Source organism: Sphingomonas cavernae (genome assembly GCF_003590775.1).
In the GTDB taxonomy this organism is placed as follows: Bacteria; Pseudomonadota; Alphaproteobacteria; order Sphingomonadales; family Sphingomonadaceae; genus Sphingobium_A; species Sphingobium_A cavernae.
Genome location: NZ_QYUM01000004.1, coordinates 292,718 through 316,561 on the forward strand (window position 1 = coordinate 292,718; position 23,844 = coordinate 316,561).

General features: G+C 63.2%; 26 protein-coding genes. 16 read left to right on the forward strand and 10 right to left on the reverse strand.

Annotated features, from left to right (window positions below):
• Positions 1–5 precede the first annotated feature (5 nt).
• The 5 genes from D3876_RS16675 to D3876_RS16695 form a co-directional block, all read right to left on the reverse strand.
• Positions 6–1,010, reverse strand: coding sequence for a nucleotidyltransferase domain-containing protein (locus D3876_RS16675; RefSeq protein WP_119764426.1), 1,005 nt, complete (start codon positions 1,008–1,010; stop codon positions 6–8).
• The gene (locus D3876_RS16680; protein WP_119764428.1) at positions 1,007–1,873 is read right to left on the reverse strand and encodes an HprK-related kinase A; all 867 of its coding nucleotides are present in this window, start codon (positions 1,871–1,873) and stop codon (positions 1,007–1,009) included. Before D3876_RS16680 ends, D3876_RS16675 begins: the two co-directional genes overlap by 4 nt.
• Positions 1,870–2,148, reverse strand: a complete 279-nt coding sequence (locus D3876_RS16685) for an HPr-rel-A system PqqD family peptide chaperone (RefSeq protein ID WP_119764430.1) — start codon at positions 2,146–2,148, stop codon at positions 1,870–1,872. Before D3876_RS16685 ends, D3876_RS16680 begins: the two co-directional genes overlap by 4 nt.
• A 10-nt stretch (positions 2,149–2,158) precedes the next feature.
• Positions 2,159–2,563, reverse strand: a complete 405-nt coding sequence (locus tag D3876_RS16690) for a hypothetical protein (protein ID WP_119764432.1) — start codon at positions 2,561–2,563, stop codon at positions 2,159–2,161.
• A 92-nt stretch (positions 2,564–2,655) separates the two neighbouring features.
• Positions 2,656–4,263, reverse strand: a complete 1,608-nt coding sequence (locus D3876_RS16695) for an oleate hydratase (RefSeq protein WP_119764434.1) — start codon at positions 4,261–4,263, stop codon at positions 2,656–2,658.
• A 182-nt stretch (positions 4,264–4,445) separates the two neighbouring features.
• Between D3876_RS16695 and D3876_RS16700 the strand changes: the two genes are divergently transcribed.
• The 11 genes from D3876_RS16700 to D3876_RS16745 all read left to right on the forward strand — a co-directional run bounded on the left by D3876_RS16700 (position 4,446) and on the right by D3876_RS16745 (position 15,192).
• The gene (locus tag D3876_RS16700) at positions 4,446–5,675 is read left to right on the forward strand and encodes an ATP-binding protein (protein WP_119765587.1); all 1,230 of its coding nucleotides are present in this window, start codon (positions 4,446–4,448) and stop codon (positions 5,673–5,675) included.
• Positions 5,676–5,757: 82 nt separating this feature from the next.
• Positions 5,758–6,804 (forward strand): substrate-binding domain-containing protein, encoded by a 1,047-nt coding sequence (locus D3876_RS16705; protein WP_119764436.1) that lies wholly within the window; start codon positions 5,758–5,760, stop codon positions 6,802–6,804.
• Positions 6,805–6,901: 97 nt separating this feature from the next.
• Positions 6,902–8,272, forward strand: coding sequence for a phosphate ABC transporter permease subunit PstC (pstC, locus tag D3876_RS16710; protein WP_420801984.1), 1,371 nt, complete (start codon positions 6,902–6,904; stop codon positions 8,270–8,272).
• A 4-nt stretch (positions 8,273–8,276) separates the two neighbouring features.
• Positions 8,277–9,560 (forward strand): phosphate ABC transporter permease PstA, encoded by a 1,284-nt coding sequence (gene pstA / locus D3876_RS16715; protein WP_420801971.1) that lies wholly within the window; start codon positions 8,277–8,279, stop codon positions 9,558–9,560.
• The gene (pstB, locus tag D3876_RS16720) at positions 9,560–10,333 is read left to right on the forward strand and encodes a phosphate ABC transporter ATP-binding protein PstB (protein WP_119764440.1); all 774 of its coding nucleotides are present in this window, start codon (positions 9,560–9,562) and stop codon (positions 10,331–10,333) included. The genes pstA and pstB overlap by 1 nt, the downstream gene beginning before the upstream one ends.
• A 14-nt stretch (positions 10,334–10,347) precedes the next feature.
• Entirely contained in the window at positions 10,348–11,055 is a 708-nt protein-coding gene (gene phoU / locus D3876_RS16725) for a phosphate signaling complex protein PhoU (RefSeq protein WP_119764442.1), read from the forward strand.
• A 4-nt stretch (positions 11,056–11,059) separates the two neighbouring features.
• Positions 11,060–11,758: a phosphate regulon transcriptional regulator PhoB gene (gene phoB, locus D3876_RS16730; RefSeq protein ID WP_119764444.1), complete on the forward strand. Its 699-nt coding sequence runs from the start codon at positions 11,060–11,062 to the stop codon at positions 11,756–11,758.
• A 159-nt stretch (positions 11,759–11,917) separates the two neighbouring features.
• Positions 11,918–12,253 (forward strand): hypothetical protein, encoded by a 336-nt coding sequence (locus tag D3876_RS20290; RefSeq protein ID WP_147417683.1) that lies wholly within the window; start codon positions 11,918–11,920, stop codon positions 12,251–12,253.
• Positions 12,254–12,370: 117 nt separating this feature from the next.
• A complete protein-coding gene (locus D3876_RS16735) occupies positions 12,371–13,270 on the forward strand; it encodes an SDR family NAD(P)-dependent oxidoreductase (RefSeq protein ID WP_119764446.1) in 900 nt (299 codons plus the stop codon).
• 85 nt (positions 13,271–13,355) lie between these two features.
• On the forward strand, positions 13,356–14,402 hold the full coding sequence (locus D3876_RS16740; protein ID WP_119764448.1) for a hypothetical protein: 1,047 nt from the start codon (positions 13,356–13,358) through the stop codon (positions 14,400–14,402).
• Positions 14,403–14,625: 223 nt separating this feature from the next.
• Entirely contained in the window at positions 14,626–15,192 is a 567-nt protein-coding gene (locus tag D3876_RS16745) for a hypothetical protein (RefSeq protein ID WP_147417684.1), read from the forward strand.
• 43 nt (positions 15,193–15,235) lie between these two features.
• Here the strand turns inward: D3876_RS16745 and D3876_RS16750 are convergent, their stop codons facing one another.
• Together D3876_RS16750 and epsC are read right to left on the reverse strand one after the other, a co-directional pair.
• On the reverse strand, positions 15,236–15,583 hold the full coding sequence (locus D3876_RS16750; RefSeq protein ID WP_119764452.1) for a DUF2794 domain-containing protein: 348 nt from the start codon (positions 15,581–15,583) through the stop codon (positions 15,236–15,238).
• Positions 15,580–16,278, reverse strand: a complete 699-nt coding sequence (gene epsC, locus D3876_RS16755) for a serine O-acetyltransferase EpsC (RefSeq protein ID WP_119765591.1) — start codon at positions 16,276–16,278, stop codon at positions 15,580–15,582. The genes D3876_RS16750 and epsC overlap by 4 nt, the downstream gene beginning before the upstream one ends.
• Positions 16,279–16,466: 188 nt before the next feature.
• On the opposite strand from epsC, the gene D3876_RS16760 reads away from it, so the two are divergent.
• Both D3876_RS16760 and D3876_RS16765 read left to right on the forward strand, forming a co-directional pair.
• Positions 16,467–17,234 carry a sulfite exporter TauE/SafE family protein gene (locus tag D3876_RS16760; RefSeq protein WP_119764454.1) on the forward strand — a complete coding sequence of 256 codons (768 nt, stop codon included), beginning with the start codon at positions 16,467–16,469 and terminating at the stop codon, positions 17,232–17,234.
• A gap of 58 nt (positions 17,235–17,292) precedes the next feature.
• Positions 17,293–18,222: a hydrogen peroxide-inducible genes activator gene (locus D3876_RS16765; RefSeq protein ID WP_119764456.1), complete on the forward strand. Its 930-nt coding sequence runs from the start codon at positions 17,293–17,295 to the stop codon at positions 18,220–18,222.
• Here D3876_RS16765 and D3876_RS16770 read toward each other — a convergent pair.
• From D3876_RS16770 to pgsA, 3 genes are read right to left on the reverse strand one after another with little or no spacing between them, the layout of a single operon-like run.
• Positions 18,195–18,638, reverse strand: coding sequence for a molybdenum cofactor biosynthesis protein MoaE (locus tag D3876_RS16770; protein WP_119764458.1), 444 nt, complete (start codon positions 18,636–18,638; stop codon positions 18,195–18,197). The two genes, D3876_RS16765 and D3876_RS16770, sit on opposite strands and share 28 nt — an antisense overlap.
• Complete coding sequence (gene moaD, locus D3876_RS16775; RefSeq protein WP_119764460.1) at positions 18,635–18,892, reverse strand: molybdopterin converting factor subunit 1; 258 nt, start codon at positions 18,890–18,892, stop codon at positions 18,635–18,637. The genes D3876_RS16770 and moaD overlap by 4 nt, the downstream gene beginning before the upstream one ends.
• Positions 18,893–18,894: 2 nt before the next feature.
• Complete coding sequence (gene pgsA, locus D3876_RS16780) at positions 18,895–19,446, reverse strand: CDP-diacylglycerol--glycerol-3-phosphate 3-phosphatidyltransferase (protein ID WP_119765593.1); 552 nt, start codon at positions 19,444–19,446, stop codon at positions 18,895–18,897.
• Positions 19,447–19,560: 114 nt separating this feature from the next.
• On the opposite strand from pgsA, the gene D3876_RS16785 reads away from it, so the two are divergent.
• The 3 genes from D3876_RS16785 to D3876_RS16795 all read left to right on the forward strand — a co-directional run bounded on the left by D3876_RS16785 (position 19,561) and on the right by D3876_RS16795 (position 23,744).
• A complete protein-coding gene (locus D3876_RS16785; protein WP_119764462.1) occupies positions 19,561–20,880 on the forward strand; it encodes an MFS transporter in 1,320 nt (439 codons plus the stop codon).
• Positions 20,881–21,148: 268 nt separating this feature from the next.
• The gene (deoA, locus tag D3876_RS16790; RefSeq protein WP_119764464.1) at positions 21,149–22,495 is read left to right on the forward strand and encodes a thymidine phosphorylase; all 1,347 of its coding nucleotides are present in this window, start codon (positions 21,149–21,151) and stop codon (positions 22,493–22,495) included.
• A 7-nt stretch (positions 22,496–22,502) separates the two neighbouring features.
• Positions 22,503–23,744 carry a NupC/NupG family nucleoside CNT transporter gene (locus D3876_RS16795; RefSeq protein ID WP_119764466.1) on the forward strand — a complete coding sequence of 414 codons (1,242 nt, stop codon included), beginning with the start codon at positions 22,503–22,505 and terminating at the stop codon, positions 23,742–23,744.
• Positions 23,745–23,844 lie beyond the last annotated feature (100 nt).

Here is a 23,844-nt window from a genome sequence, read left to right on the forward strand (position 1 = left end):
CCGGATCAGCGTCGCGCCTTTCTCCACAAATGCTCGGCCAACATCAGCGGCGGCATGCGAAGCCAGTGTGAGCGTGCGTAGAAAGCGAGCCGCAGCCCCTTGCGCGTTTCACGCCCCCAGCCATCGCGCGCAGCAAGGCGACGAACATAAAACGGATCGAGCGCCCCGCGCTTCGAAACGACCGGTATCGGCGAACCGAACAGCCTTTCGGTAAGCCGCATCGCGCGGGCGAACTCGCGCGCGATGCCGTGGCGTTCCGCGCGGCGCGGCAATGCTTCCCAGACTACGGCATCATTCCGGTATTCGCGTAGCAACCGATCGATATCCCACAGGTTCCTGAGACCACCCGAAAGGTCGCCATCGGCGAACAGGTGGGTCACGGCATGGCAGATCATGTCCGGCGGCGAGAGGACGCGAAGGCCGTTTTGAAGCGCCACGCTGTCTTCGATCAGCGCCGCGGCATCGGGCGTGATCCGCGCGGTCGGCGGCAGGATGGTGTGATGGACGTCGATCATGCGATCGCGCTCGCGGTGGATGAGCGGCGGCAGTTCGTGCATCCAGCGCCGGTAATAGGCATCATCATAGGGGTCGGGCTTGACCCATTCCCAGCCGGCTTCAAGCAGCGCCCGTTCGACATCGTCGAGCCGATCGCGTGGCACCAATATGTCTAGATCGCCGATGGCGCGCCCGGCGCCCGCGTCGAGCCCGGCGGCGGCGAATGCGGTGCCCTTGAGCAATATCACCGAACAGTCGAGCGGTCCGAGCGCACGGCGAGCGGCCTCCGCCTCCCAGAGTGCGGAGCGGCGCCAATGTTCGGCCGACGCCCGCGCGTCGGCAAGCACGCGTTCCGCGGCGTCCGGGATTGCAAGTCCTTTCAGTCGATACGCAAGCGTTCCGATCAACTGCTCTGCGCGCGCGGCGGCAATCAGCGCGGTCCAGCCGCGCGCGTCGAGCCGCCCGACCGATCCCGGATCGCATAGCGCGCGCGCGAGCGACAGCGCATCTTTCACCCGGCAAGCTCCGCCCAGAGCATCTCGACCATGCCGAGCGCGGTCGCGGTATCCGGATAATCGACCGCGCGCGCAGGCACGCGGCGAACAAGCGTTGAAAGCGCGTCGAACCCGGCCTCCCCTAACGCCACATAGTTGGTCGATGCCTGGGTCAGCCTGACGAAGACCTCGCTCGCGCCCATCGGGCGATCGGCGGCTTCGAAACCGTAACGCGGAAACAGGATCAGTGCGGGCCGCGCAGGCACCCCCATCTCGGCGATCGCGCGCGGATTGGGCCGCATGTGCCGGATGTCGCCCTTGGGCGTCGCACCGAGGCGCGGCCCGAAACGTTCGGCGGCGGCTTCACTCTCCATCTGCGCGATTGCGCCGTTCTTGAGACTCACAAGCCTTGGAAAGGCGTGAAGCAGACCAGTATCCGGCTCGAGCAGCGCAAATTCGTCCCCCATGAAACGCCATCCGCGCTCGCCGAGCAAGGCCGCAAGCGTCGACTTGCCCGCGCCCGAATGCCCCGTCATCAACAACGCTCGGCCGTCACGCTCGACCGCCGAGGCATGCAGCAGCAGGAAGCGCCGCTGCCCGAGCGCCATTTGCAGGTTCATCCCCATTTCTGCGGCGAGCAACCCATGGGCAAGCGACAGCGGCGCGGCGTCGGGCAACGTGAAATCACCACGGATCGCGATCGAGGGGCGCAGCCAGCGCCGCCATGGCCGTTCCGGTTCGAGCCGCACGGTAAAATCGGCGATACCGCCGTCGGGCCCGGGATAACCCGCATAGAGCGTCGCCAGTTCGGTCACGGGCCGGCGCCAGGCCGAACCGATGCGAAACCCCACAGGGCCAATGCGAACGTCAAAATGATGCTTCATGCCCTCGCGACGAGGCCGGCGACCTCGAGCTCCAGCAGCCGTGCCGCAATGACAGGTTCGGCCTCGCCCCGGTTCAGTTCGTGGGTGGCAGCAAGGCGCCGAACGATTTCGGTGACGTCAGCCTGCCCCTGCTCCAGTGCGGCGAGTATTTGCGGGACGGGCTCTGCAACGACATGCGTGATGCCCGAAGTGCGATGGTAGATCAGGTCGAGCGTGTCGAGCGCGATGTGGCGCCGGTGCGCGGCGGGTTCGGCGCGATATACAGGACCGGGCATGACAAAGGCGTCAGCCCCGCGGGTTCTGGAGCGAGGCGTAGCAGGTAAAGCCGCTCATCCCGTGCTGAAGGCGCCGGATATAATTGGTATAGGCCTGGCTCTGTTCCATCGTCGTGCCAGGAAGCGATCGCCCGTCAAGCGCCGCCCTCACCTCTTCGCCCGTGAATGGCCGCGGCGCAGGCGCGAAGGCGCCGGGCGTGTCACGCGGAACGAGGCTCCCGTCGGGAGCAATATGATGCCCTGCGCGCCCTGCTTCGGGCACCGGAATATCGCAATTGAGCACCGAACCCGTCGCCTGCGCGAGCGCGGGACGGATCGAGACAACCGCGGAGGCGGCAACTGCGCCCAGCATCAGCGCCTGCCGCCGTGTCGGGACGCCTGGCGCATCGCGTTCCTGCTTGTCGATTTTGCTCATAGCCCGCCCTTTTTGCCCGATTGCGCTTACATATTCGTAAACCTTGGGCGAAGCGACGCGGTTAACTATTTATGTGGCCGGAACGTCTTGCGTCAAACAGCGCGCTGCCGCCGGAGGAACAACGCTTCCAGCGCATTCCAGGCCACGCCGGGCTCAAGCCGCGCGTGCCGAACCGGCGGCAAATCCCCCGGACGATAAAGCGTGTAAACCGCGTGCATAGCACCGTGGACCGAATATTCGACGGTGAAGACGACATCGACTGGCATCTCGGTAAACTGACCGAGGAACGCAAAATTTGCCGCACCCTGCGGGACGATCAACGGCCGATCGCCCAGCGCGCGGCAGCTAAAAAGCGACGAAGCGTAGGGCAGCATTGCGGTCGTCACATCGGTGCTGGCGCGGATCTCGTCGAGCGCATCCTCGAAACCGAGATGATGTACCAATTCGGCCAGTATCTCGTGCCCGGTACATTGCGACATCGGCTTTTTGATGAAGTCGCCGGGCTTGTCGATGTGGAGTCCATATCCCCAGAGCGTGAACGTATCGGGAGGCATGTCGCGAAAATGCGGCTGGTGCGGCACAACGATCGACATGAGCCATGCGGAATTCACGAACGACATCAAGGCGCCGGTTCCAGGCTGATTGTTCGAGAATTCAACGATCCGTCGCAACAACGCGTCACCGCGCATGGTAAGCGTGAATGACTCCCATTTATTCTCCTCGATATTGCCGAAGAACACCGATGGGCGCCCGAAATCTTCCGCCTTCATCGCGAGCGTCTCCCAGAGCCGCCAGGAGCCGTCGCGCCGGTCACGAACAAGTTCGGGCACGCTGTCATTGCCGGCATAGCATGCATCCGCGATGATCGAGCCGATGGTAACGAACACAGTATCCTGATCCTGGACGTCGATGACCGCCGCGCGATGTGCTGTTTCGACGTGCAAACGCGTCGCCCTTCGGCGCGTCGTATCGTCCTGAGTGAAATCGATGTCGATCACGCATGTGCCAAAGCGCACGTCCACGCCCTGCGCCTCCAGCCAGCGCTGAATGGGACGCACGATCGAGTCATATTGATTGTAGCGCGTCCGCCGCACGCCCGAGAGCGTGTGCAGGTGTGAGAATTCGCGCGCGAAGCGGAGGAAATAGCGCCGCAGTTCCACTGCGCTGTGCCAGTTCTGAAAGGCGAAAGTGGTGCGCCACATCTGCCAGAAATTGGTGCAGAAGAAATGCTCCGAGAATATCTCGTCTATCCGGCGCGTACCGAGCAATTGCTCGGGCGTGGTCATCAGCCGCATCATCGCAACGCGATCCTGGAGGTCGAAGCCATATTCCCGCGCCTGGACAATATGCGGTCCGCGCGAAATCAGCCGGGCGCGCGATTCGGTTTTCACCTGTTCGTTGAAAGCAAGGATCTCTTCGCGGACGGTGAGCGGAGGGCTTTCGAGTGAAGGAATCGTCTCGAGCAGATTCCAGAGTGAATCATAGGCCTCTTCCTCGAACATGCGGCCGCCGCGCGTGACATAGCCGCGCTGCGCCGGAGAAAGCGCTCCGTCGAGCGCACCGCCGGTGATCTCGCTTTCTTCAAGGATATGCACATGTGGCCCCGGCACGCCTGCATCGCGAATGAGGAAAACCGCCGCGGCCAGGGACGATATCCCGCCGCCGACCAGCCATGCATGCGATTGCTGCGGATCGATCATAGGCCCGCGCCCCTCGTTCCGATTTGTGGGAGGGACTTTAACTTCAACGCGTTGCGAGGCGCAAGGCGGGACAAATCCCCCTATCGGTGTGACGCGCGCAATCCGCAGTCGACCGCCCCCCCAAGGCGCGCGCGCAGCAATTCTGTCATCACATTGTCATGAAATCGGTTATGAGGCGCGACATGAAGGCCATTGATTCTGCGTGGACCGTCGCCGCAATCGTCATCGTCGGCATCGCCGCGCTTGTCGGGATCGCGCTCGGCGCAAGTTTCGAAGCAACACTCGTCTTCCTGCTCGGCGGCGTCGGGGCAGTGCTGTTGGCGATCTATCCGCTGTCCAACGTCCACGACGCGTCGCGCCCCGTGAACCCTCCCGGCCAGGATGGAACTGGCACCATGACAGCGGTGCTCGAGGCGCTGACCGATCCCGTGCTGCTGGTACGCGACGGACGCGTGCTCAACGCCAATAACGCCGCCATCGCGCTTCTGGGAAAACATATCGCGGGCGAGGATATTCGTACCGCCATCCGCCATCCGGCAGCAGCCGAGCATCTGGCCCGCAGCTTCCGCGGCGGCACCGATCGCGGGATCGAACTGGTGGGCCTTGGCGCGCGCGAGCAACGTTGGCTGATGCACGTTGCCGAGATGAGCGACGGCCGCCGGCTGGTACACCTCGTCGACCGCAGTCTGGCGCATGCCGCCGAGCGTATGCGCGTCGACTTCGTCGCCAATGCGAGCCACGAGCTGCGCACCCCGCTCGCTGCGATCCTTGGCTTCATCGAAACGCTGGGAGATCCCGAAGCGGGCGGCGACGAAGGTACGCGCAATCGCTTCCTCGACGTAATGATGAAAGAGGCGCGGCGGATGCAGACGCTCGTCGACGACCTCATCTCGCTTTCCAGGATCGAGGCGGAGAAGCACCGCGCGCCCGACGACGCGGTCGATCTCGCGTCGCTGATCGGCGACGTCAACCGCGTGGTCAAGGACAGCCCCGATGGCGAGGACCGCGATCTGTTGATCGTGATCGATGAAGGCGTGCCGCCTGTGGCGGGAGACCGAGCCCAGCTTTCGCAGCTCCTCCACAATATCGTCGGCAACGCGATCAAATATGGGCGCAGCGGAACGCCAATCCGCATCGCAATGACGCGCAACGGCGATTCGATGGTGCGACTTTCGGTCGAGGACGAAGGCGAAGGCATCTCCGCAGAGCATCTGCCGCGACTCACCGAGCGATTCTACCGTGTCGATTCGGGGCGCAGCCGCGCGATGGGCGGAACCGGGCTCGGCCTCTCGATCGTCAAGCACATCGTCGAGCGTCACCGGGGACGGCTTGATATCGCAAGCATTCAGGGCAAGGGCACGACCGTAACGGTCAATCTGCCCACCGCGCCGGGCGCACTGTCATCAAACTGACACACAACTGCAACAAAAGCCCAAAGACACACTGCTAGTGGCGGCGCCGAGCCGCAAGATCCATGCGGCAGGGGAGATCCAGATGTTGAAGAATTTCGCTTTCGTCGCCGTTTCGGCGCTCGCGCTTGCTGCTTGTGGCGATGAGGCCGGAAGCGGCGCGTCGGGCGCGCGCGACCAGATCAAGGTGGTCGGTTCGTCGACGCTCTATCCGTTCACGACGGCGGTTGCGGAAAAGTTCGTGACCAATAACCCGCGTTTCAAGGCCGCGGTGGTCGAATCGACCGGCACCGGCGCCGGAATGAAGCTGTTCTGCGCGGGCGTTGGCGCCAACCATCCCGATATCGAGAACGCTTCACGCCGAATTAAAAAGTCGGAGTTCGAAGACTGTCAGAAGAACGGCGTCAAGGACATCGTCGAGATCCAGATCGGCATTGATGGGCTCGCGCTGATCGAGGCCAAGAATGGCCCCAAGATGGCGCTGACGACCGCGGATATCTATAAGGCGATCGCAGCCAATCCCTATGGCAAGCCCAACACCGCCAAGACCTGGAAAGATGTGAACCCCGCGCTCCCCGCGGTCGCGATCCAGGTCTATGGCCCGCCCTCGACCTCGGGGACCCGCGACTCACTCGCCGAGCTGATTCTCGAAAAGGGCTGTGATGCGAACCCCGAGATGAAGGCGCTCAAGAGCCAGGACGCCGACAAGCACAAGGATATCTGCACGAAGGTCCGCGAGGACGGCGCCTATATCGAATCGGGTGAGAACGACAATTTGATCGTCCAGAAGCTGACCGCCAATCCCAACGCCATCGGCGTGCTCGGCTACAGCTTCCTCGAGGAAAATCTCGCCTCGGTGACAGGGGTCAAGATCAACAATGTCGCGCCGACCTATGCGACGATCGCCGACTTCTCCTATCCCGGCGCGCGTGCGCTCTATATTTATGTGAAGGGCGCGCACCTCAACGCAATTCCGGGCCTCAAGGAGTTCCTTGGCGAATATGCTTCGGCCTGGAACCCCGATGGCTATCTGGCCAAGCGCGGTCTGATCGCGTCGCCCGACGCGGTGCGTGCGGCCAATGCCGAGGTCGCAACCAAGCTGACCTTCATGAACGGCAGCGACCTGAAATAAGCCTATGACCCGGACGGAGGAGGCATTCGCTTGCCTCCCCGCCCGGCCATATTGCTTCGACGGCGACACAACGAAAGGCGCAAGACCAATAGTGTCCATGCTTGCACTCCTGTTTCTCGTGCTCGGCCTGGGGCTTATCGCCTGGGTCACCGCACGGATGCGCGCCGCGCGTTTTGGCGGCACGGGAACCGCCCGCGCGCACTCGCTTCCCGCCTATCATGGCTGGTATGTCGGGCTCTGGACCGCGCTGCCCGCCCTGATCTTCCTGGGGATTTGGGCAACGGTGTCGCCGGGCCTGATCACGCAAGCGGTGCTCGCGACGCCCGCGGCCGCAGACCTTCCCGCATTCGGCATGGAGCGTTCCGCCATTCTGTCCGAGGCGCGTGCACTCGCCAACGGCTCGATCCAGACGGCGTTTAACCCGCAGGCCAATGCGCTCGCCCCCGCCTATGCGCAGGCGATCACCAAATATGGCGTCATCGGCACCATCCTGGCGCTGGTACTTGCCTTTGCTGGCGGTGCCTATGCGTTCACGCGCATCAAACCCGATTTCCGGGCGCGCACCCGCGTCGAGCGGTTGGTGATGGCCGCGCTGCTGGTCGCTTCGCTCGTCGCGATCCTCACGACCGTCGGCATCGTGGCGTCGCTGCTGTTCGAATCCGTGCGCTTCTTCTCGATGGTCTCGCCCGTGGAATTCCTCTTCGGCACAAAATGGAGCCCGCCCGCATCCAACATGCCGGCGTCGTCGGGCGCGTTCGGTGCGATCCCGCTCTTCTGGGGTACGATTTTCATCGGCGCGATCATCGCGATGCTCGTCGCGATCCCGCTCGGTCTGATGAGCGCGATCTATCTGACGCAGTACGCCAAGCCCTCAACGCGAAGCTGGATGAAGCCTATCCTCGAGATCCTCGCGGGCGTGCCGACCGTGGTCTACGGCTATTTTGCCGCGCTTACCGTTGCACCCGCACTGCGCGACTTCGCAGTCTCGATCGGGATCAGCGGGGCTTCATCCGAATCCGCGCTCGCCGCCGGCATAGTGATGGGCGTGATGATCATCCCCTTTGTATCCTCTATGGCCGATGATTCGATCGCGGCGGTCCCGCAGGCTATGCGCGATGGCTCGCTCGCCATGGGCGCGACACCCTCGGAAACGATTCGCAAGGTGCTGCTTCCCGCGGCGCTGCCGGGCGTCGTCGGCGGCGTCTTGCTGGCCGTGAGCCGCGCGATCGGCGAAACCATGATCGTGGTGATGGCCGCGGGTCTTGCGGCCAACATGACCGCAAACCCCTTCGCTTCGGTGACCACCGTGACCACGCAGATCGTCCAGTTGCTGACGGGCGACCAGGAATTCGACAGCGCCAAGACGCTCGCCGCCTTCGCGCTGGGCCTGGTGCTGTTCGTCATCACGCTGCTGCTCAACATCGTCGCGCTGCGTGTCGTGAAAAAATATCGGGAAGCATATGAGTAAGGCCATGACTGTCGAGGCCCCCCTCCCCACCATCAGGGCTGCGCGCAAGCCAACCGACTGGAAGACCGACGCGATGCAGCGCCGGATCACCCGGCGCTATGCCGCCGAACGCCGCTTCAAGCTGATGGGGCTGGGAGCGGTGCTGATTTCGGTCGCTTTCCTTGCCTTTCTGCTGATCACCATGCTCGGCAATGGCGCGCGCGGCTTTACCCAGACCGAAATCCGGCTGCCTGTGGATTTTCCGCGGGCTGCGATGATCCTCGATCCTGCAGCTCTCAAGGGACCGCACGCTGAAGTGGCCCTCGCGACCGCAGATATCGAAGGAGCGACTACTGCCGCAGCGGTGGCGGCCTTTGGCCCCGCCGGCGCGGACTATATATCGGATAGCGCGTGGTTGAAGGTGCGCGACGCGATCAGGGACGACCCGTCTGTCCTCGCCAGGAAGGTCGAGATCGACGTTCCGGCGGCGACGGCCATCGATCTGGCAGCCAAGGGCAAAGGCGAACCGCCCGCCGAGGCCATCTATAAAAGACTGAACGTGGAAGGTCGCGTCAGCACGGGCTTCAATGCCACCTTCCTGACCTCCGCAGATTCGACCGATCCGACCCGGGTCGGCATCTGGGGGGCGCTCAAGGGTTCGCTGCTGACGATGTTCGTCACTCTGTTGCTCGCTTTCCCCGTCGGCGTGCTCGCTGCGATCTATCTCGAGGAATATGCGCCGCGCAATCGCTGGACGGATCTGATCGAGGTGTCGATCAACAATCTCGCAGCGGTGCCCTCGATCATCTTCGGCCTGCTGGGGCTCGCGGTGTTCCTGAACTTCATGCACCTGCCCCGCTCGGCTGCACTGGTCGGCGGCACAACGCTCGCGCTGATGACGATGCCCGTCATCGTCATCGCCGGACGCAACGCGATCAAGTCGGTGCCCCCCTCGATCCGCGACGCCGCACTCGGCATCGGCGCAAGCCCCGTGCAGGTGGTATTCCATCACGTCCTGCCGCTTGCGCTGCCCGGTATCCTCACGGGTACGATCATCGGCATGGCGCGCGCGCTCGGCGAGACCGCACCGCTGCTGATGATCGGCATGCGTGCCTTCATCGCAACCCCGCCAGGCGGCATCGCAGACCCCGCCACCGTATTGCCGGTCCAGATCTTCCTCTGGTCCGACGAGGTGAGCCGCGGCTTCGTCGAGAAGACGTCTGCCGCGATCATCGTGCTGCTGGTCTTCCTGCTGACGATGAACGGGCTCGCAATCTATCTTCGCAACAAATTCGAACAGCGCTGGTAATGGAACAGATGACCGAAAAATCGAAAATGACGGCGCGAAACGTCAGCGTCTTCTATGGCGACAAGCGTGCGATCGACAATGTCTCGATCGACGTCGACATGGAGAATGTTACCGCATTCATCGGCCCCTCGGGCTGCGGCAAATCGACCTTCCTGCGCACGCTCAATCGCATGAACGACACTGTCGCGTCCGCGCGCGTCGAGGGCGAGATTACACTCGATGGCGAGGACATCTACGCATCCTCGATGGACGTTGTGCAACTGCGTGCTCGCGTCGGCATGGTGTTCCAGAAGCCCAACCCGTTCCCCAAATCGATCTATGAAAACGTAGCCTATGGCCCGCGCATTCACGGGCTCGCCTCGAACAAGGCGGACATGGACGTCATCGTCGAACAGAGCCTGCGCAAGGCGGGCCTGTGGGACGAGGTCAAGGACCGGCTGTCAGACAGCGGCACCGCGCTTTCGGGCGGGCAGCAGCAACGCCTGTGCATCGCGCGCGCCATCGCCGTCGATCCCGAAGTGATCCTGATGGACGAGCCCTGCTCGGCGCTCGATCCCATCGCCACCGCCAAGATCGAGGAGTTGATCCACGAGCTGCGCGGGCGGTACGCGATCGTCATCGTCACGCATAACATGCAGCAGGCGGCGCGCGTCTCGCAGCGCACTGCCTTTTTCCACCTCGGCAACCTGGTGGAATATGGTGAAACGTCAGAGATCTTCACCAATCCGCGTCAGGAGCGGACCAAGGACTACATCACGGGCCGGTACGGCTGAGGAAAGACGAGACTATGGGAACTGGCACCGAACATACCGTCAAGGCCTTCGACGAGGATATCGGCGAACTGCGCGGGCTCATCTCCGAGATGGGCGGCCGCGCGGAAAGCGCGATCATCGCGGCGATGGATGCGCTCATCAAGCGTGACAACGAGGCCGCCCGCCGTATCGTGGCCGAAGACCGCAGGATCGACGAACTCGAAAGCGCGATCGAAAAGGCCGCGGTACGCATCATCGCGCTGCGCGCGCCGATGGCCGACGACCTTCGCGAAGTCGTCGCCGCGATCAAGATCGCCGGCGTGATCGAGCGCATCGGCGACTATGCAAAGAACATCGCAAAGCGCGTTCCGTTGATCGAGAGCAAACGCAAGATCGAACCGCTGTCGCTGATACCCGCCATGGCGCGCACCGCGACCGAAATGGTCCATGATGTGCTCGACGCCTACGCCGCGCGCGACGCCGCAAAGGCGGTCAAGGTGGTCGATACGGACCATATCGTCGATGATTTCTACAACAGCATCTTCCGGACGCTTGTCACCTTCATGATGGAAAATCCCCAGACCATCGGCGAGGCGGCGCACCTGCTTTTTGTTGCAAAGAACCTCGAACGCGTTGGCGATCATGCCACCAATGTAGCGGAGATGGTCTATTATGCTGCCACAGGCGAATATCTCGTCGACCGCGAACGCGGCGAAGATCCTGCCGCACCGCAGGGAAACTAAGTCCATGGCGCGCGCGGACATGCTGCTCGTCGAGGATGACGCGGCGCTTGCCGAACTCCTCATCTACAATTTCCAGCGCGAGGATTTTTCGGTCCGCCACACACCCGATGGCGAAGAAGCGCTGCTGCTCGCACAAGAATCGACGCCGGACATCGTTCTGCTCGACTGGATGGTCGAAAGCCTGTCCGGCATCGAAGTCTGCCGCCGCCTGCGTCGCGCGCCCGAGACCGCAAATGTGCCGATCATCATGCTGACGGCACGCGGAGAAGAAGAGGATCGTGTCCGCGGACTCGAAACCGGCGCCGACGACTATGTGACCAAGCCGTTCTCTCCCCGCGAGCTCGTTGCACGCGTCGGCGCAGTGCTACGCCGCGTGCGCCCGGCGCTGGCGGGCGAGACGCTGAGCTACGCAGATATCGAGATGGACACCGTAGGTCACAAGGTAAAGCGCGGGGGCGACGTCGTGCCACTGGGCCCGACCGAATTCCGCCTTCTCAAGCACTTTCTCGAGCATCCGGGCTGGGTGTTCTCGCGCGAGCGGCTACTCGACAGCGTCTGGGGCCGCGACAGCGAGATCGAGCCGCGCACCGTCGACGTGCATATCCGCCGGCTGCGCAAAGCAATCAACCAGGGCGACCGCGCCGACATCATCCGCACCGTTCGCTCGGCGGGATATGCACTGGATACCGACGCGACAGCCTGATCGCCCCTGTTTTGAGACGTCTGGGCGCACCTGCCCAGGCGACTCGACCGAAAAATGGATCGGTTTCGTTGTTTCATCGTTCTGAACCTGTGTCTTCGCGAACCGGCAGCGGCTCGTGGACGCAAAGCGGCCGGGTCAGGCCGCCAAGTGGAGGTTGCGATGAAGAAACTCATATTCGCTGCGGCGCTCATGATGAGCGGTGCCGCCCTTGCCCAGCAAACGCCGCCGGCCGAGCAAATGCCGCCTCCGGCGCCCGACGCGGCACAGACGCCAATGCCTGAAGCGCCGCCAGTACCTGATCCGACGCAGACGCCGATGCCGCCACCACCGCCGGCAGATTCTTCTACCGCCGCACCGCCCGCGGGAGAGGCCAAACAGTTTGGCACGCCGCCCACGGTCGAGCAGAAGTACCCGGCTCCGGCACCGAAGGCCGAATATCCCTGGTGCTCGAAGACCGTGACCGACGGGTGCAAGCAGCGCCGCAGTCCCAAGTAACCGGTGTAAACCTGCTGCCCATCCAAGCCCCTCCCCATGGGAGGGGCTTTTTTGCCCTTTCCAAGGAGGCCGCCCATCGCTAGCTGACGTTCACGTAAACGACAGGAGATTCCCGCCATGACCATCGACTTCAAGGATCGCATCGCCATTGTGACGGGCGCTGGCGGCGGCCTTGGCCGTGCCTATGCGCTCGAACTGGCGAAGCGCGGCGCGAAGGTGGTGGTCAATGATCTGGGCGGCTCGCGCGACGGCACCGGCCATTCCGATGCGGCCCTTCAGGTCGTCGAGGAGATCAAGGCGGCGGGCGGCATCGCCATGTCCAATGGCGGCAGCGTCACCGAATATGCGCAGATGGTCGAGATGGTGGCCAAGGCGAAGGAAGCCTGGGGCGGCGTCCACATCCTGATTAACAATGCGGGCGTGCTGCGCGACAAGAGCTTCGCCAAGATGGAGCCCGAGGACTTCGACTTCGTCGTCAAGGTCCACCTGCTCGGATCGGCCAACTGCACCAAGGCGGTTTGGGACACGATGCGCGACCAGAATTACGGCCGCATCCTGATGACCGCGTCTTCGACCGGGCTTTACGGCAATTTCGGCCAGGCAAATTACGGCGCAGCAAAACTCGGCCTCGCCGGCCTTACCAAGACGCTCTACCTTGAAGGCGCCAAATACAACATCAAGGTCAACACGCTCGCGCCCGTCGCAGGCACCCGGATGACCGAAGACATCTTCCCCGAACAAGCCTTTGCGGCCTTCGCGCCTGAAAACGTGGCGCCCGCCGCTCTCTACCTCGTGTCCGAAGATGCGCCGACCAACGCGATCGTCGGCGCGGGCGCGGGGGTGTTCCAGGCGGCCTATGTCACGCTGACGCAGGGCGCCTATCTGCCCGAAGACCAGCGCACCCCGGAAGGCGTCGCCGCCGCATGGGCGCAGATCACCGACCGAGCCGGCGAAATCGTCCCGCAATCGGGTGCCGAACAATCGATGATCATCATGAACAAGCTCCAGGGCGCCTGATTCGAAGCGTTTCAAGAACCAAAAGGCGTATTGCTGTATTAATACACCAATGTTATGATCGTCCCACAGAGGAGGATCATGCCCAATGTACAGCGAATCCGATCTTGAGGGCGCAGTTGCGGCGGGGGCGCTAACCCCGGCCGCGGCGGACGCCTTTCGCAACCATATCGCCAACTGCCGCGCGACGTCGCTGGTCGATGAGGAGAGCTTTCGCCTTCTCACCGGCTTCAACGACATATTCGTCGCGATCGCTATCGCGTTGCTGCTGACCGCGCTGGCGTGGATCGGCGGCGATACGTCACCCGGGCTTGGCGGCGCGCTCGTCGCGGGCGCGAGCTGGCTGCTCGCCGAATATTTCACGAAGAAGCGGCGGATGGCGTTGCCCAGCATCGTCCTGCTGCTGACCTTCACCGGCGGCGTCGCAGCGGCGATGGTCGGTACGATGGTCGACCTCGATCCGCAATTCTCCGACCGCACCAACGCGCTGCTCCTTGCCGGTTTCGGCGTGGTGACCGCGACCGCGGCCTGGGCGCATTGGCGGCGCTTCCACGTGCCGATCACGGTTGCAGCGGGAGCCGTGGCACTGGTCGGCGTTCTCGTCTCGCTGGTGCTCGCCATCGACACCGGACTCCAGGATCAGGTGCCGTGGTTCGTGCTCGCCGGCGGCATCGCGCTCTTCGCGGCCGCCATGTGGTGGGATATGTCGGACCGGACGCGACACACGCGCCGCGCCGACGTCGCCTTCTGGCTCCACCTCGCCGCCGCACCGATGATCGCGCACCCGATCTTCCATCAACTGGGCTTGCTCGACGGCTATGTCGGCACCGGGCAGGCCGCGATCGTCATCGCGCTGTATATCTTCTTCGCGGCCGTCTCACTGGCCGTCGACCGTCGCGCGCTGCTCGTCTCATCGCTCGCCTATGTGCTCTACGCAATGAGCGCGCTGTTCGAACGTTTTGGCGCGGTCAGCCTGGGCGTTGCCTTCACCGCGCTTATCATCGGCTCGGCGCTGCTGATGCTCTCCGCCTTCTGGCACCCCGTCCGCCGGATGGTGGTGGGCACGTTGCCCGGCGGCTGGCGCGACAAGCTGCCCGTATCGGACCGTCCGGCCCCTCTCGCCCGACCCGCCTGAGACCTACCGGACACAGACTGGCCGCGCGTCCTTCCCAGAGGCGCGCGGCCTTTTTCATGCCAACAGCATCGTGCTCGGGAGCCCGAAAAGCGAGGCGCGATGCATCCTGCAAATGTGCTTCAGAAGAACGCTCAGCGCGCTCATTCTGGCGGAGTCGAAAATATCAAGGACCGCTTCCGGGCTACATCATACTTTGCCGACGGCACAAACGTCGGAGCAACAGATGATGAAACGCCTTGGAGCAATCTGCATAGCATTGCTGAGCACAACACAAACCGTCGCTCAAGACACAACGACATTCAACACCATCTCGGATGGGCGCGACAAGGCGGTTCTGGCCTGCCCGATTGCGGAACCTACTTCGACAACACCCTCCTCACCGGCTGCATCTCCGCAGATCACAGCAGGTGCGCGGCTGAAAACCACCAATCCGTTCTTCGACTTCAACGGAAAATACAAGGACGACACCGGTCAGCCGATTGCGGGGTTCACATGCCAACAGGCCGGGCCCTTCGATTTCAAGGGAAAGCCGTGGTTCATCCAGAATGTAAGGGGTTTGCAACCGCACGGATCCGGGCCCGATGCGGAAAAGCGCCGGGTCAACGCGCTTCGGGTATGTTCGGAGGACGCCAAGCGAACCATGGCGTCCCCCGCCAAATGGAAGATCGATCCGGCCACTGGCATTCCGAAGAATACCGCCACGCTGCCGCAACTCATCGGCCCTTTTGATGGACCGGTGGGCGGCTTTGGTTGTGAGGCGCTGTGGCGGCAGGCCTATGTGCTGCCCTAGCTGAGTGCCTGGCAAGGTCGCCGGTCAACACACGACTCGACGATCAATCCGCGACCAGCTTGATCAGCTTGCGCTCCACGGGTGCGAGTACGGAGCAGAGGTCGTGGCCGCGCTTGAGCGTCGCGCCCGATTCGTTGACCAATGCCCACATCCCCTGACGCAGCCGTAGCGCGGGGCGTTTCTCGATCCGGAATTCGGGATGCTCCGCGGCACGGCGAAAGGCCGAAAAAATGGCCGCATCGCGGCCCAAGTCGATCGCATAGTCGCGCCAGTGGCCAGCGGCCACCATGCGTCCGTAAAGATCGAGGATGCGCATCAACTCCCCGCGTTCGAACCCTGTCTGCGCGCCGGCGCGCTGCCCGATCGGAAAGGGTGTGACGATCCCGCTCATGCGCGGTCGCGCTGTTCCCTGTCTTCACGCGCCGCATCGCGCTCGACCATAAGTTCGGCGATGCGCTTCTGCATCGTCTCGATCTCGCATTTCATCAGTTCGAGCTTCTGTGTCGCAGGGTCAAAAACGTCGCTGCAGGGTGTGCCGTAAGGCACGAAGCCCTTCTGATATTCGGTCACGTCGACCAGCGTCGGCTTGGCGGGGATCCCCACCATGACCGCGCCTTCAGGTACATCGCGGGTGACGACTGCATTGGCGCCGACGCGCGCGCGCTTGCCGACAGTGATCGGCCCCAGCACCTGTGCACCCGACCCCAGGATGACACCGTCCTCCAGCGTCGGGTGGCGCTTGCCCGCGATTCCGTTGGCGGGATTGGTTCCGCCCAGCGTGACACATTGATAGATGGTCACATTATCGCCAATCTCCGCGGTTTCGCCGATGACAGTGAAGCCATGATCGATGAACAGGTTGCGGCCGATCTTCGCGCCGGGATGGATATCGATCGCGGTGAGGAAGCGCGCGGTGTGATTTACGAAGCGCGCAAGGAAAAACAGGTTCGCCTCGAACAGCCAGTGCGCGACGCGGTGCATGCCGACCGCGAGCACGCCGGGATAGAGCAGAATCTCCCATCGCGACCGCGGCGCAGGGTCGCGCGCCTTGATCGAATCGAGATAGGATTTGAGCGTTGCCAGCATGCGGCCGGACCTTTCCATTGCGATCAGGACAATCTAATGGTCGTAACGCACAATTTCCAGATAAACGTCCTGCCGGGTTTTCCGGGCTGCTGATAGCTATTCTCGACCCTTATGATAGGGAAACTGTCTTGTGCTGTTATTCGTGCTAGTGCAGCACCTCGCCAACTAGGGGCAGCAACGAGAGCGGAATGATCGAGCTTATCAGCGAACACTGGCATGCGGTTCTTCCGTTCATAGCGATCGGCTTCGCCGCCCAGATGGTCGATGGGGCGCTTGGCATGGCGTTTGGCGTCATTTCGAACACATTGTTGGTTAGTGTGATGGGCATCCCGCCCGCGCGCGCGTCGGCTGGCGTGCATCTGGTCGAGACCTTCACGACGGCGGCGTCAGGCATCAGCCATGTGCTGCACAAGAATGTCGACTGGAAACTGTTTGCGAAACTGGTGATTCCCGGGATGATCGGCGGCGTGCTCGGCAGCTATGTGCTGGTCAACATCCACGCGGACGTCGCGCGTCCCTATGTCATGGCCTATCTCACCTGCATCGGCCTGTATCTTCTTTGGCGCGCCTGGGATCTGCCGCATGAGCACAAGCAGCCCAAGGTGATCGCGCCGCTGGGGCTGGTTGGCGGCTTCCTTGACGCGGCGGGCGGTGGCGGCTGGGGACCCGTGGTCACGTCCAACCTGCTGATCCAAGGCAGTTCGCCGCGCACCACGATCGGCACCGTCAATACCGCCGAGTTCTTTCTGACCACGGTGGTCTCGATCGCCTTCATAGCGCAGCTCGGCTTCGCCGCGTTCACGACGGTGACGGTAGGACTACTGGTTGGCGGCCTGCTGGCGGCTCCCTTTGGCGCCTATCTGGCCAAGCGGGTCAATGCGCGTACCTTGATGACGATGGTCGGCGTCGTGCTGACCCTGACCAGCCTTTACAGCGTCTATCGCGCGCTCAGCTAACACTGGAAAAATCGACCGCATCGCTTATATCGCCCTTATTGATCGATAAGGGTGATTAATGTCGACTTATCTGCCGACCCTCAAACAGCTCCAATATCTGGTGGCCCTGCGTGAGTACGGCCATTTCGGCCGCGCCGCCGAGGCGTGCTTCGTCACTCAGTCGACACTTTCCGCTGGGCTTCGCGAACTCGAATCGCTCATCGGGATCACCCTGGTCGAGCGTACGCGTCGGGTCGTGCGCTTTACCCCCCTGGGCGAGAAGATCACCGACAAGGCGATCCGCGTGCTGCGCGAGGCCGAAGAGCTTTCGGGCATGGCGCGCGCGGCTGGAAAGCCCTTGTCGGGCGAGCTGCGCATGGGTGTTATTCCTACGATCGCGCCTTTCCTGCTGCCCAGAATCCTGCCGCGCATCCGCAACGACTGGCCCGAGCTCAAGCTCTATCTTCGTGAAGAGACCAGCCGCTCGGCCTGTGAATCGCTCCACCATGGACAGGTCGATTGCGTATTGCTCGCGCTGCCCTATGCATGCGGCGACGTCGAGGCAGCGGCGTTGTTCGAGGACCGACTCTTCGTCGCCTTCCCGCACAACGAACGCACCGACCTGCCCGAGCTGGTCAGCGCCGACGCGATCGACGAGAGCCGCCTGCTGCTGCTCGAGGACGGACATTGCCTGAAGGACCATGCGCTGGCCGCTTGCAATCGCCCGGAGCTGCGGGCCGAGGCGGCGATGCTCGGCACCTCGCTCCACACGCTCGTCCAGATGGTCGACAATGGGCTGGGGGTAACCTTGCTTCCCGAAATGGCGCTCAAAGCAGGCATCCTCGACGGCACCGCTATCGAGGCCCGGCCGCTCGACGCCGATAACCCGGCGCGGCGTATCGCGCTCGTGTGGCGCAAGGGCAGCCCGCGTGAAAAGGACTTCCAGCTACTTGCCGACGTCCTGCGCGACGTGAGCCCCGTTCACGCGCCCCAGCGCGCCGTAGCCTGATCGTCTTCGCAGCGTGCAGCGACCCAGCGGCTTTCGCCGTCGGCAAAGCTTTCCTTCTTCCAGAATGGCGCCTCGGTCTTGAGCCAGTCGATCAGGAAATGGCACGCGTCGAGCGCCGCGGCGCGGTGCGCGGAAGCGGTGCCGACGAACACGATCCGTTCGCCCGGCCGCAATTCTCCGACGCGGTGGATGATGACGAGGCCAAGCAGCGACCAACGCGCCTCTGCGCGCACGGCGATGTCGGCAAGCGCGCGTTCGGTCATTGCCGGATAGTGATCGAGCCGCATCGCAGTCAGCCCGTCGCCGCCGCGTACGACGCCCATAAAGCTGGCCACCGCGCCGCCGCCGAGGCTCTCGAGCTCACCCAGCAATGCAGCGGAATCGAAATCCGCCTCGCCGACGAGGATTTGCCTCATCCGCCGGTGACCGGAGGAAAGAGCGCAATTTCGCGCGCGCCCGCGACCGGTGCATCGAGCTGGACGAAGGACTGGTCGATGGCGGCGCGCAATCGTGAGGGGTTGGCAAAGGCCTGTGCATAGCCGCCTCCCCTTGCGGCCAGCCAATCGACGAGATCAGCGGCGGTCACGATCGTTTCGGGCAGTTCCACGCTCTCGCCATCGCGCCCGATCGCCTCACGCACCCATGCGAAATAGAGGAGTTGCACGGCCATGCTCAGTCCATGTGCTTCAGGCCGACGCGCAGATAGTCCCAGCCCGTCACAAGGGTGAGGATCGCGGCGCCCCAGAGTGTGAGCAATCCGACCGACATCACCCAAGGCCACTGAGGCACCGCGCCCGCGAAGATCAGCGCGCCCAGCGAGACGAGCTGAAAGGTCGTCTTCCACTTGGCGAGCTGACTGACGGGGACAGAGACGCTGAGTCCCGCCAGGAATTCGCGCAGGCCCGAAACCATGATCTCGCGCAGCAGGATGATAAGTGCGGCGATCATGTGATAGCCGCGGATGTCGTCGATGAAGATCAGCATCACGACCACCGAAGCGACCATGACCTTGTCCGCGATCGGATCGAGGAACACGCCCAGCCGCGAAACCGCGCCCTTCGCCCGCGCAAGATAACCGTCAAAATAGTCGGTTATGCCCATCAGACAGTAGAGCGCGAAGGCGAGCAGATAGTCGAAGGGCTTCGGATTCGGCCAGAGCAGGAAGACCAGGAGGGGAACGGCGAAGATGCGCGAAAGCGTCAATATGTTGGGCAGCGTCAGCATGATCGCCCCACCCATAGCGCGCTTGAATGGCGCTGTGGAGAGTTTCATTGGACTTGGGCAGGTGCTCGGCTATGACGCCGCCAACATACACAACCGGAGCGTCCGCGCCTCCTCATGAAAACTTCGCTCCGGCTTCTCGCGCGGCGCCGATTTCTGCCGCTTTTCGTCACGCAGCTCCTCGGTGCCTTCAACGACAATCTGTTCAAGCAGGCGATGATCCTGTTCGTGACCTATCAGGTCTATTCGGATCCGCTGCAGGAACAATGGTTCAACGCGGTCGCCACCGGCCTGTTCATCCTGCCCTTCTTCCTGCTTTCGGCGCTTTCGGGCCAACTCGCCGACGCACGCGACAAGGCGCAGATCATTCGCTGGGTGAAGACCGCAGAGATATTCATCATGGTCGTGGGCGCTGCGGGTCTGCTGCTTCCTTCCGTGCCACTGATGCTGGTGGCGGTGCTCGCGATGGGCGTTCACTCGACATTTTTCGGTCCGATCAAATACGCGATCCTGCCGCAGCATCTGCAGGCGGACGAAGTTCTTGGCGGGACCGGGCTGGTCGAGGCGGGCACCTATATCGCGATTCTTGCGGGCACGATCGCGGCCGGCGCACTCGGCTATTTCGCCCACTACACGGGGCCGGCGACGGGCGGCCTGATCGGCGGCACCGGGGAAGTCGCTGCAGTGCTGGTGCTCGCAATTGCGATTCTGGGATGGCTGTCGGGCCGACAGGTTCCGTCAGCGCCGCCAATCGGTGACCGTCATCCGATCGACCTCAATGTCTTCAGCTCGTCATGGCGGCTGATTTCCAACACGATGCACATCCCGCGGCTGTTCCTCGCGATCTGCTCGATCAGCTTCTTCTGGACCATCGGATCGGTGCTGTTCATCGAATTCCCGCCGATCGTGAAGAATGTACTCACCGCCGACGAGGGTGTGACGAGCCTGCTGCTCTCGATCTTCTCAGTGGGTGTTGCGATCGGCTCGATCGCGATCAACCGCTTGCTCAAGGGTCATGTGTCGGCGAAATTCGCGCCCATTTCGGTGATCGCGATGGGCGGCTTCGTCATCGCCTTCTGGTTCTCGGTTCGGGGGTGGCATGGGCTGCCCGACGGCAGGCTCTATGATTTCTGGAGCTTTGTCAGCCTCCCGGGCGCGCCCTTCCTCCTCGGCTCATTGCTGTTCGTCGCGATTTCGGGCGGCATGTTCGTCGTGCCGCTCTATGCCTTCCTCACCACGACCGTCGACAAGAGCGAGACTGCGCGAACGGTGGCAGCGAACAACATCGTCAATTCGGGTGCGATGGTGATTGGTGCGGCGTTTGCGATGGGGCTCAGCGCCGCAGGCGTCAGCGCGGTCGACCAGTTGCTGATGGTTGCAGCAATGTGCCTCGTCTCGGCATGGCTGGCGCAGAAGCTGCACCTTGCGTGCGACTGACGCGTCAGGCGATCAGCGCATAGAATCCGACAAAGCCGGCGACGAAGGTCGTCAGGAACAGTCGCGCATCGTCTCCGAGAATCGGACGCGTTGAGGGCGAATCGGGCCGCGAAGCTGGGCCGCTGATGGGGACAGCGTGGTGCATGATCATCAGTTAACGTTTTGTTGACCAAATCGACCATGGCTAAAATGGGTTAACTATGGCTGTTCCGCTTTGGGACGGTTGCCGCCGCTGCGGCACGCGGCGACGCGGTATATGAGGGGAGCGATGCCGACAGCACCGAACATGGCCGAGATCATTCGCCGCAAACGCGATGGCGAGGCACTCTGCGCGCAGGAAATCAGCCACTTCGCGACCGGACTGGCCGATCAGTCAATTCCCGCCGAGCAGGCAGCGGCGCTGGCCATGGCGATCTTTCTGAATGGCATGGACATCGCCGAAACCGCCGCGTTGACCAGCGCCTTCGTCGGCTCGGGACGCGTGATCGATTGGAGGGAGACAATCGACGGCCCGGTGCTCGACAAGCATTCGACGGGCGGCGTGGGCGACAAGGTGAGCCTGATGCTCGCGCCGATCGTCGCGGCTTGCGGCGGCTATGTGCCGATGATCTCCGGGCGCGGGCTCGGCCACACCGGCGGCACGCTGGACAAGATGGCGAGCATTCCGGGCTATGACCCCTTTCCGGGCCTCGATCGCTTCAGGAACATCGTGCAACAAAATGGTTGCGCGATTATCGGTCAGACCGGCGAACTCGCACCTGCAGACCGGCGGATGTATGCTATCCGCGACATCACTGCGACGATCGAATCCTTTCCTCTGATCACCGCCTCGATCCTGTCCAAGAAGGTCGCGGCCGGGGTGCGCGGGCTGGTCATGGACATCAAGACGGGCTCGGGGGCGTTCATGGCGCGCACCGAACAGGCCCATGCGCTCGCGCGCAGCCTGATTGGATCAGCCGAAGCGCTTGGCGTCACCTGCCACGCACTGATCACCGACATGAATCAGGTGCTCGGCACGACTGCGGGCAATGCGCTCGAAGTGCGCGAAGCAATCGACTATCTGACCGGTGCGGCGTGCGAGCGGAGGCTGCATGCGGTTACGATGGCGCTGGCCGCCGAAATGCTCGTCATCGGCGGATTGGCGCAGGATCATGCCGACGCAGAGAGGCGCGCCGGGGCGGCGCTGGCAAGTGGAAAGGCTGCAGAGGTCTTTGCGCGCATGGTGGCGGGGCTTGGTGGGCCCGCCGACCTGATCGAGCGCCCCGATGCGCATCTCCCAAGCGCGCCCGTGTCTCTTTCCGTCTTCGTGCAATCGCCCGGCTATCTGGCCGAAGTTGATGTCCGCGCGATTGGCGATGCGATCATCAATCTGGGCGGCGGACGGCGGGCGGCCGACGATCTGATTGATCCGCGCACGGGTTTCAGTAACGTCGTGCCCATCGGTGCCGAGATCGGTCCGGATCGCCCCCTCGCATTCGTCCATGCCGCGGACGAAGCGGCCGCAAAACGGGGGCTGGCAGAATTTCTGCGCGCGTGTATCGTCGCGCCCGAAAAGCCGGCACCGGGGGCGGTGGTCCACGCGATCGAACTGCCCCACGGTCCAGGGGGGAAATAATCTTCGAATGAACAGATATCTTATCGGCGTTGCCGGCATCGTGATTATTCTGGCAATCGCCGTCGCGCTGTCTTCCAATCGCCGCTGGATCCGGCTGCGCGTCGTCGGCGCGGCCTTCGCGCTTCAGGCGGGCATGGCCGTGCTCGTGCTCGGCACGCCTTGGGGACAGAACGTCATTGGCGCGATGTCGCGCGGCGTTTCCAATTTGCTGGGCTATGCCAAGGCGGGCACCGACTTCATCTTCGGCCCTATCGCGGGCCCCGCGATTGGCGGCAACAGCTTCGCGATCGCCGCGCTGCCCGTTATCATCTTTTTCGCATCGCTGATCTCGATCCTTTACTATCTCGGAATCATGCAGCTCATCATCAAATGGGTGGGCGGCGCGATCCAGCTCGTGACGGGCATCACCAAGGTGGAGTCGCTGGGGGCTGCGGCCAACATCTTCGTTGGCCAGTCCGAAAGCCCGCTCGTCATCCGCCCCTATCTGGCCAGCCTCACGCCCTCCCAACTCTTCACGATCATGACCGTCGGCATGGCGGGCGTCGCGGGGACGATCCTCGGCGCCTATGCCAGCATGATCGGCGAGCAACTCCTGCCCTATCTGCTCGCGGCGAGCTTCATGTCCGCGCCCGGCGGGATCCTGATGTCCAAGATCATGATGCCCGACGATCCCAATATCGGCGAGATCGAGCCAATCGCGATCGCCGAGGCGAGCCATGACGAGGAAAAGCCCGCCAACATCATCATGGCGGCGGCACAAGGCGCGCAGACCGGGGTGAAGCTGGCGGTCGCGGTCGGCGCAATGGTGCTGGCCTTCGTCGCGCTCGTCGCGCTCGCCAACGGCATGCTCGCCGGCATTGGCGGCTGGTTCGGCCGTCCCGAGCTGTCGTTCCAGATGATCCTTGGCTGGCTGTTCCAGCCGATCATGTTCATGCTCAACGTGCCGTGGCACGAGGCCGGTACCGCGGGCGGACTGTTCGGCACCAAGATGGTCCTCAACGAATTCGTGGCCTTCATCGACCTTGGCAAGGTGCAGGGCACGCTGTCGCCGGTTACGGTCGCGATCGTCACCTTTGCGCTGTGCGGCTTCGCGAATTTCAGCTCGATCGCGATCCAGATGGCGGTGACGGGGAACCTTGCCCCCAACCAGCGCCCGGTGATCGCCCGGCTCGGCATCAAGGCGCTGATCGCCGGCTCGCTCTCCAACCTGATGAGTGCGGCGCTGGCGGGACTTCTGCTCGCGCCCTGAGTCCCTCCCCTTTCCCGGCAAACTGATCTGGACCTTGATCGTTTCAGGCTGATTCAGCCTGAAACGTGAATCAAGGCCCAACCATACGAATAGAGCCTGA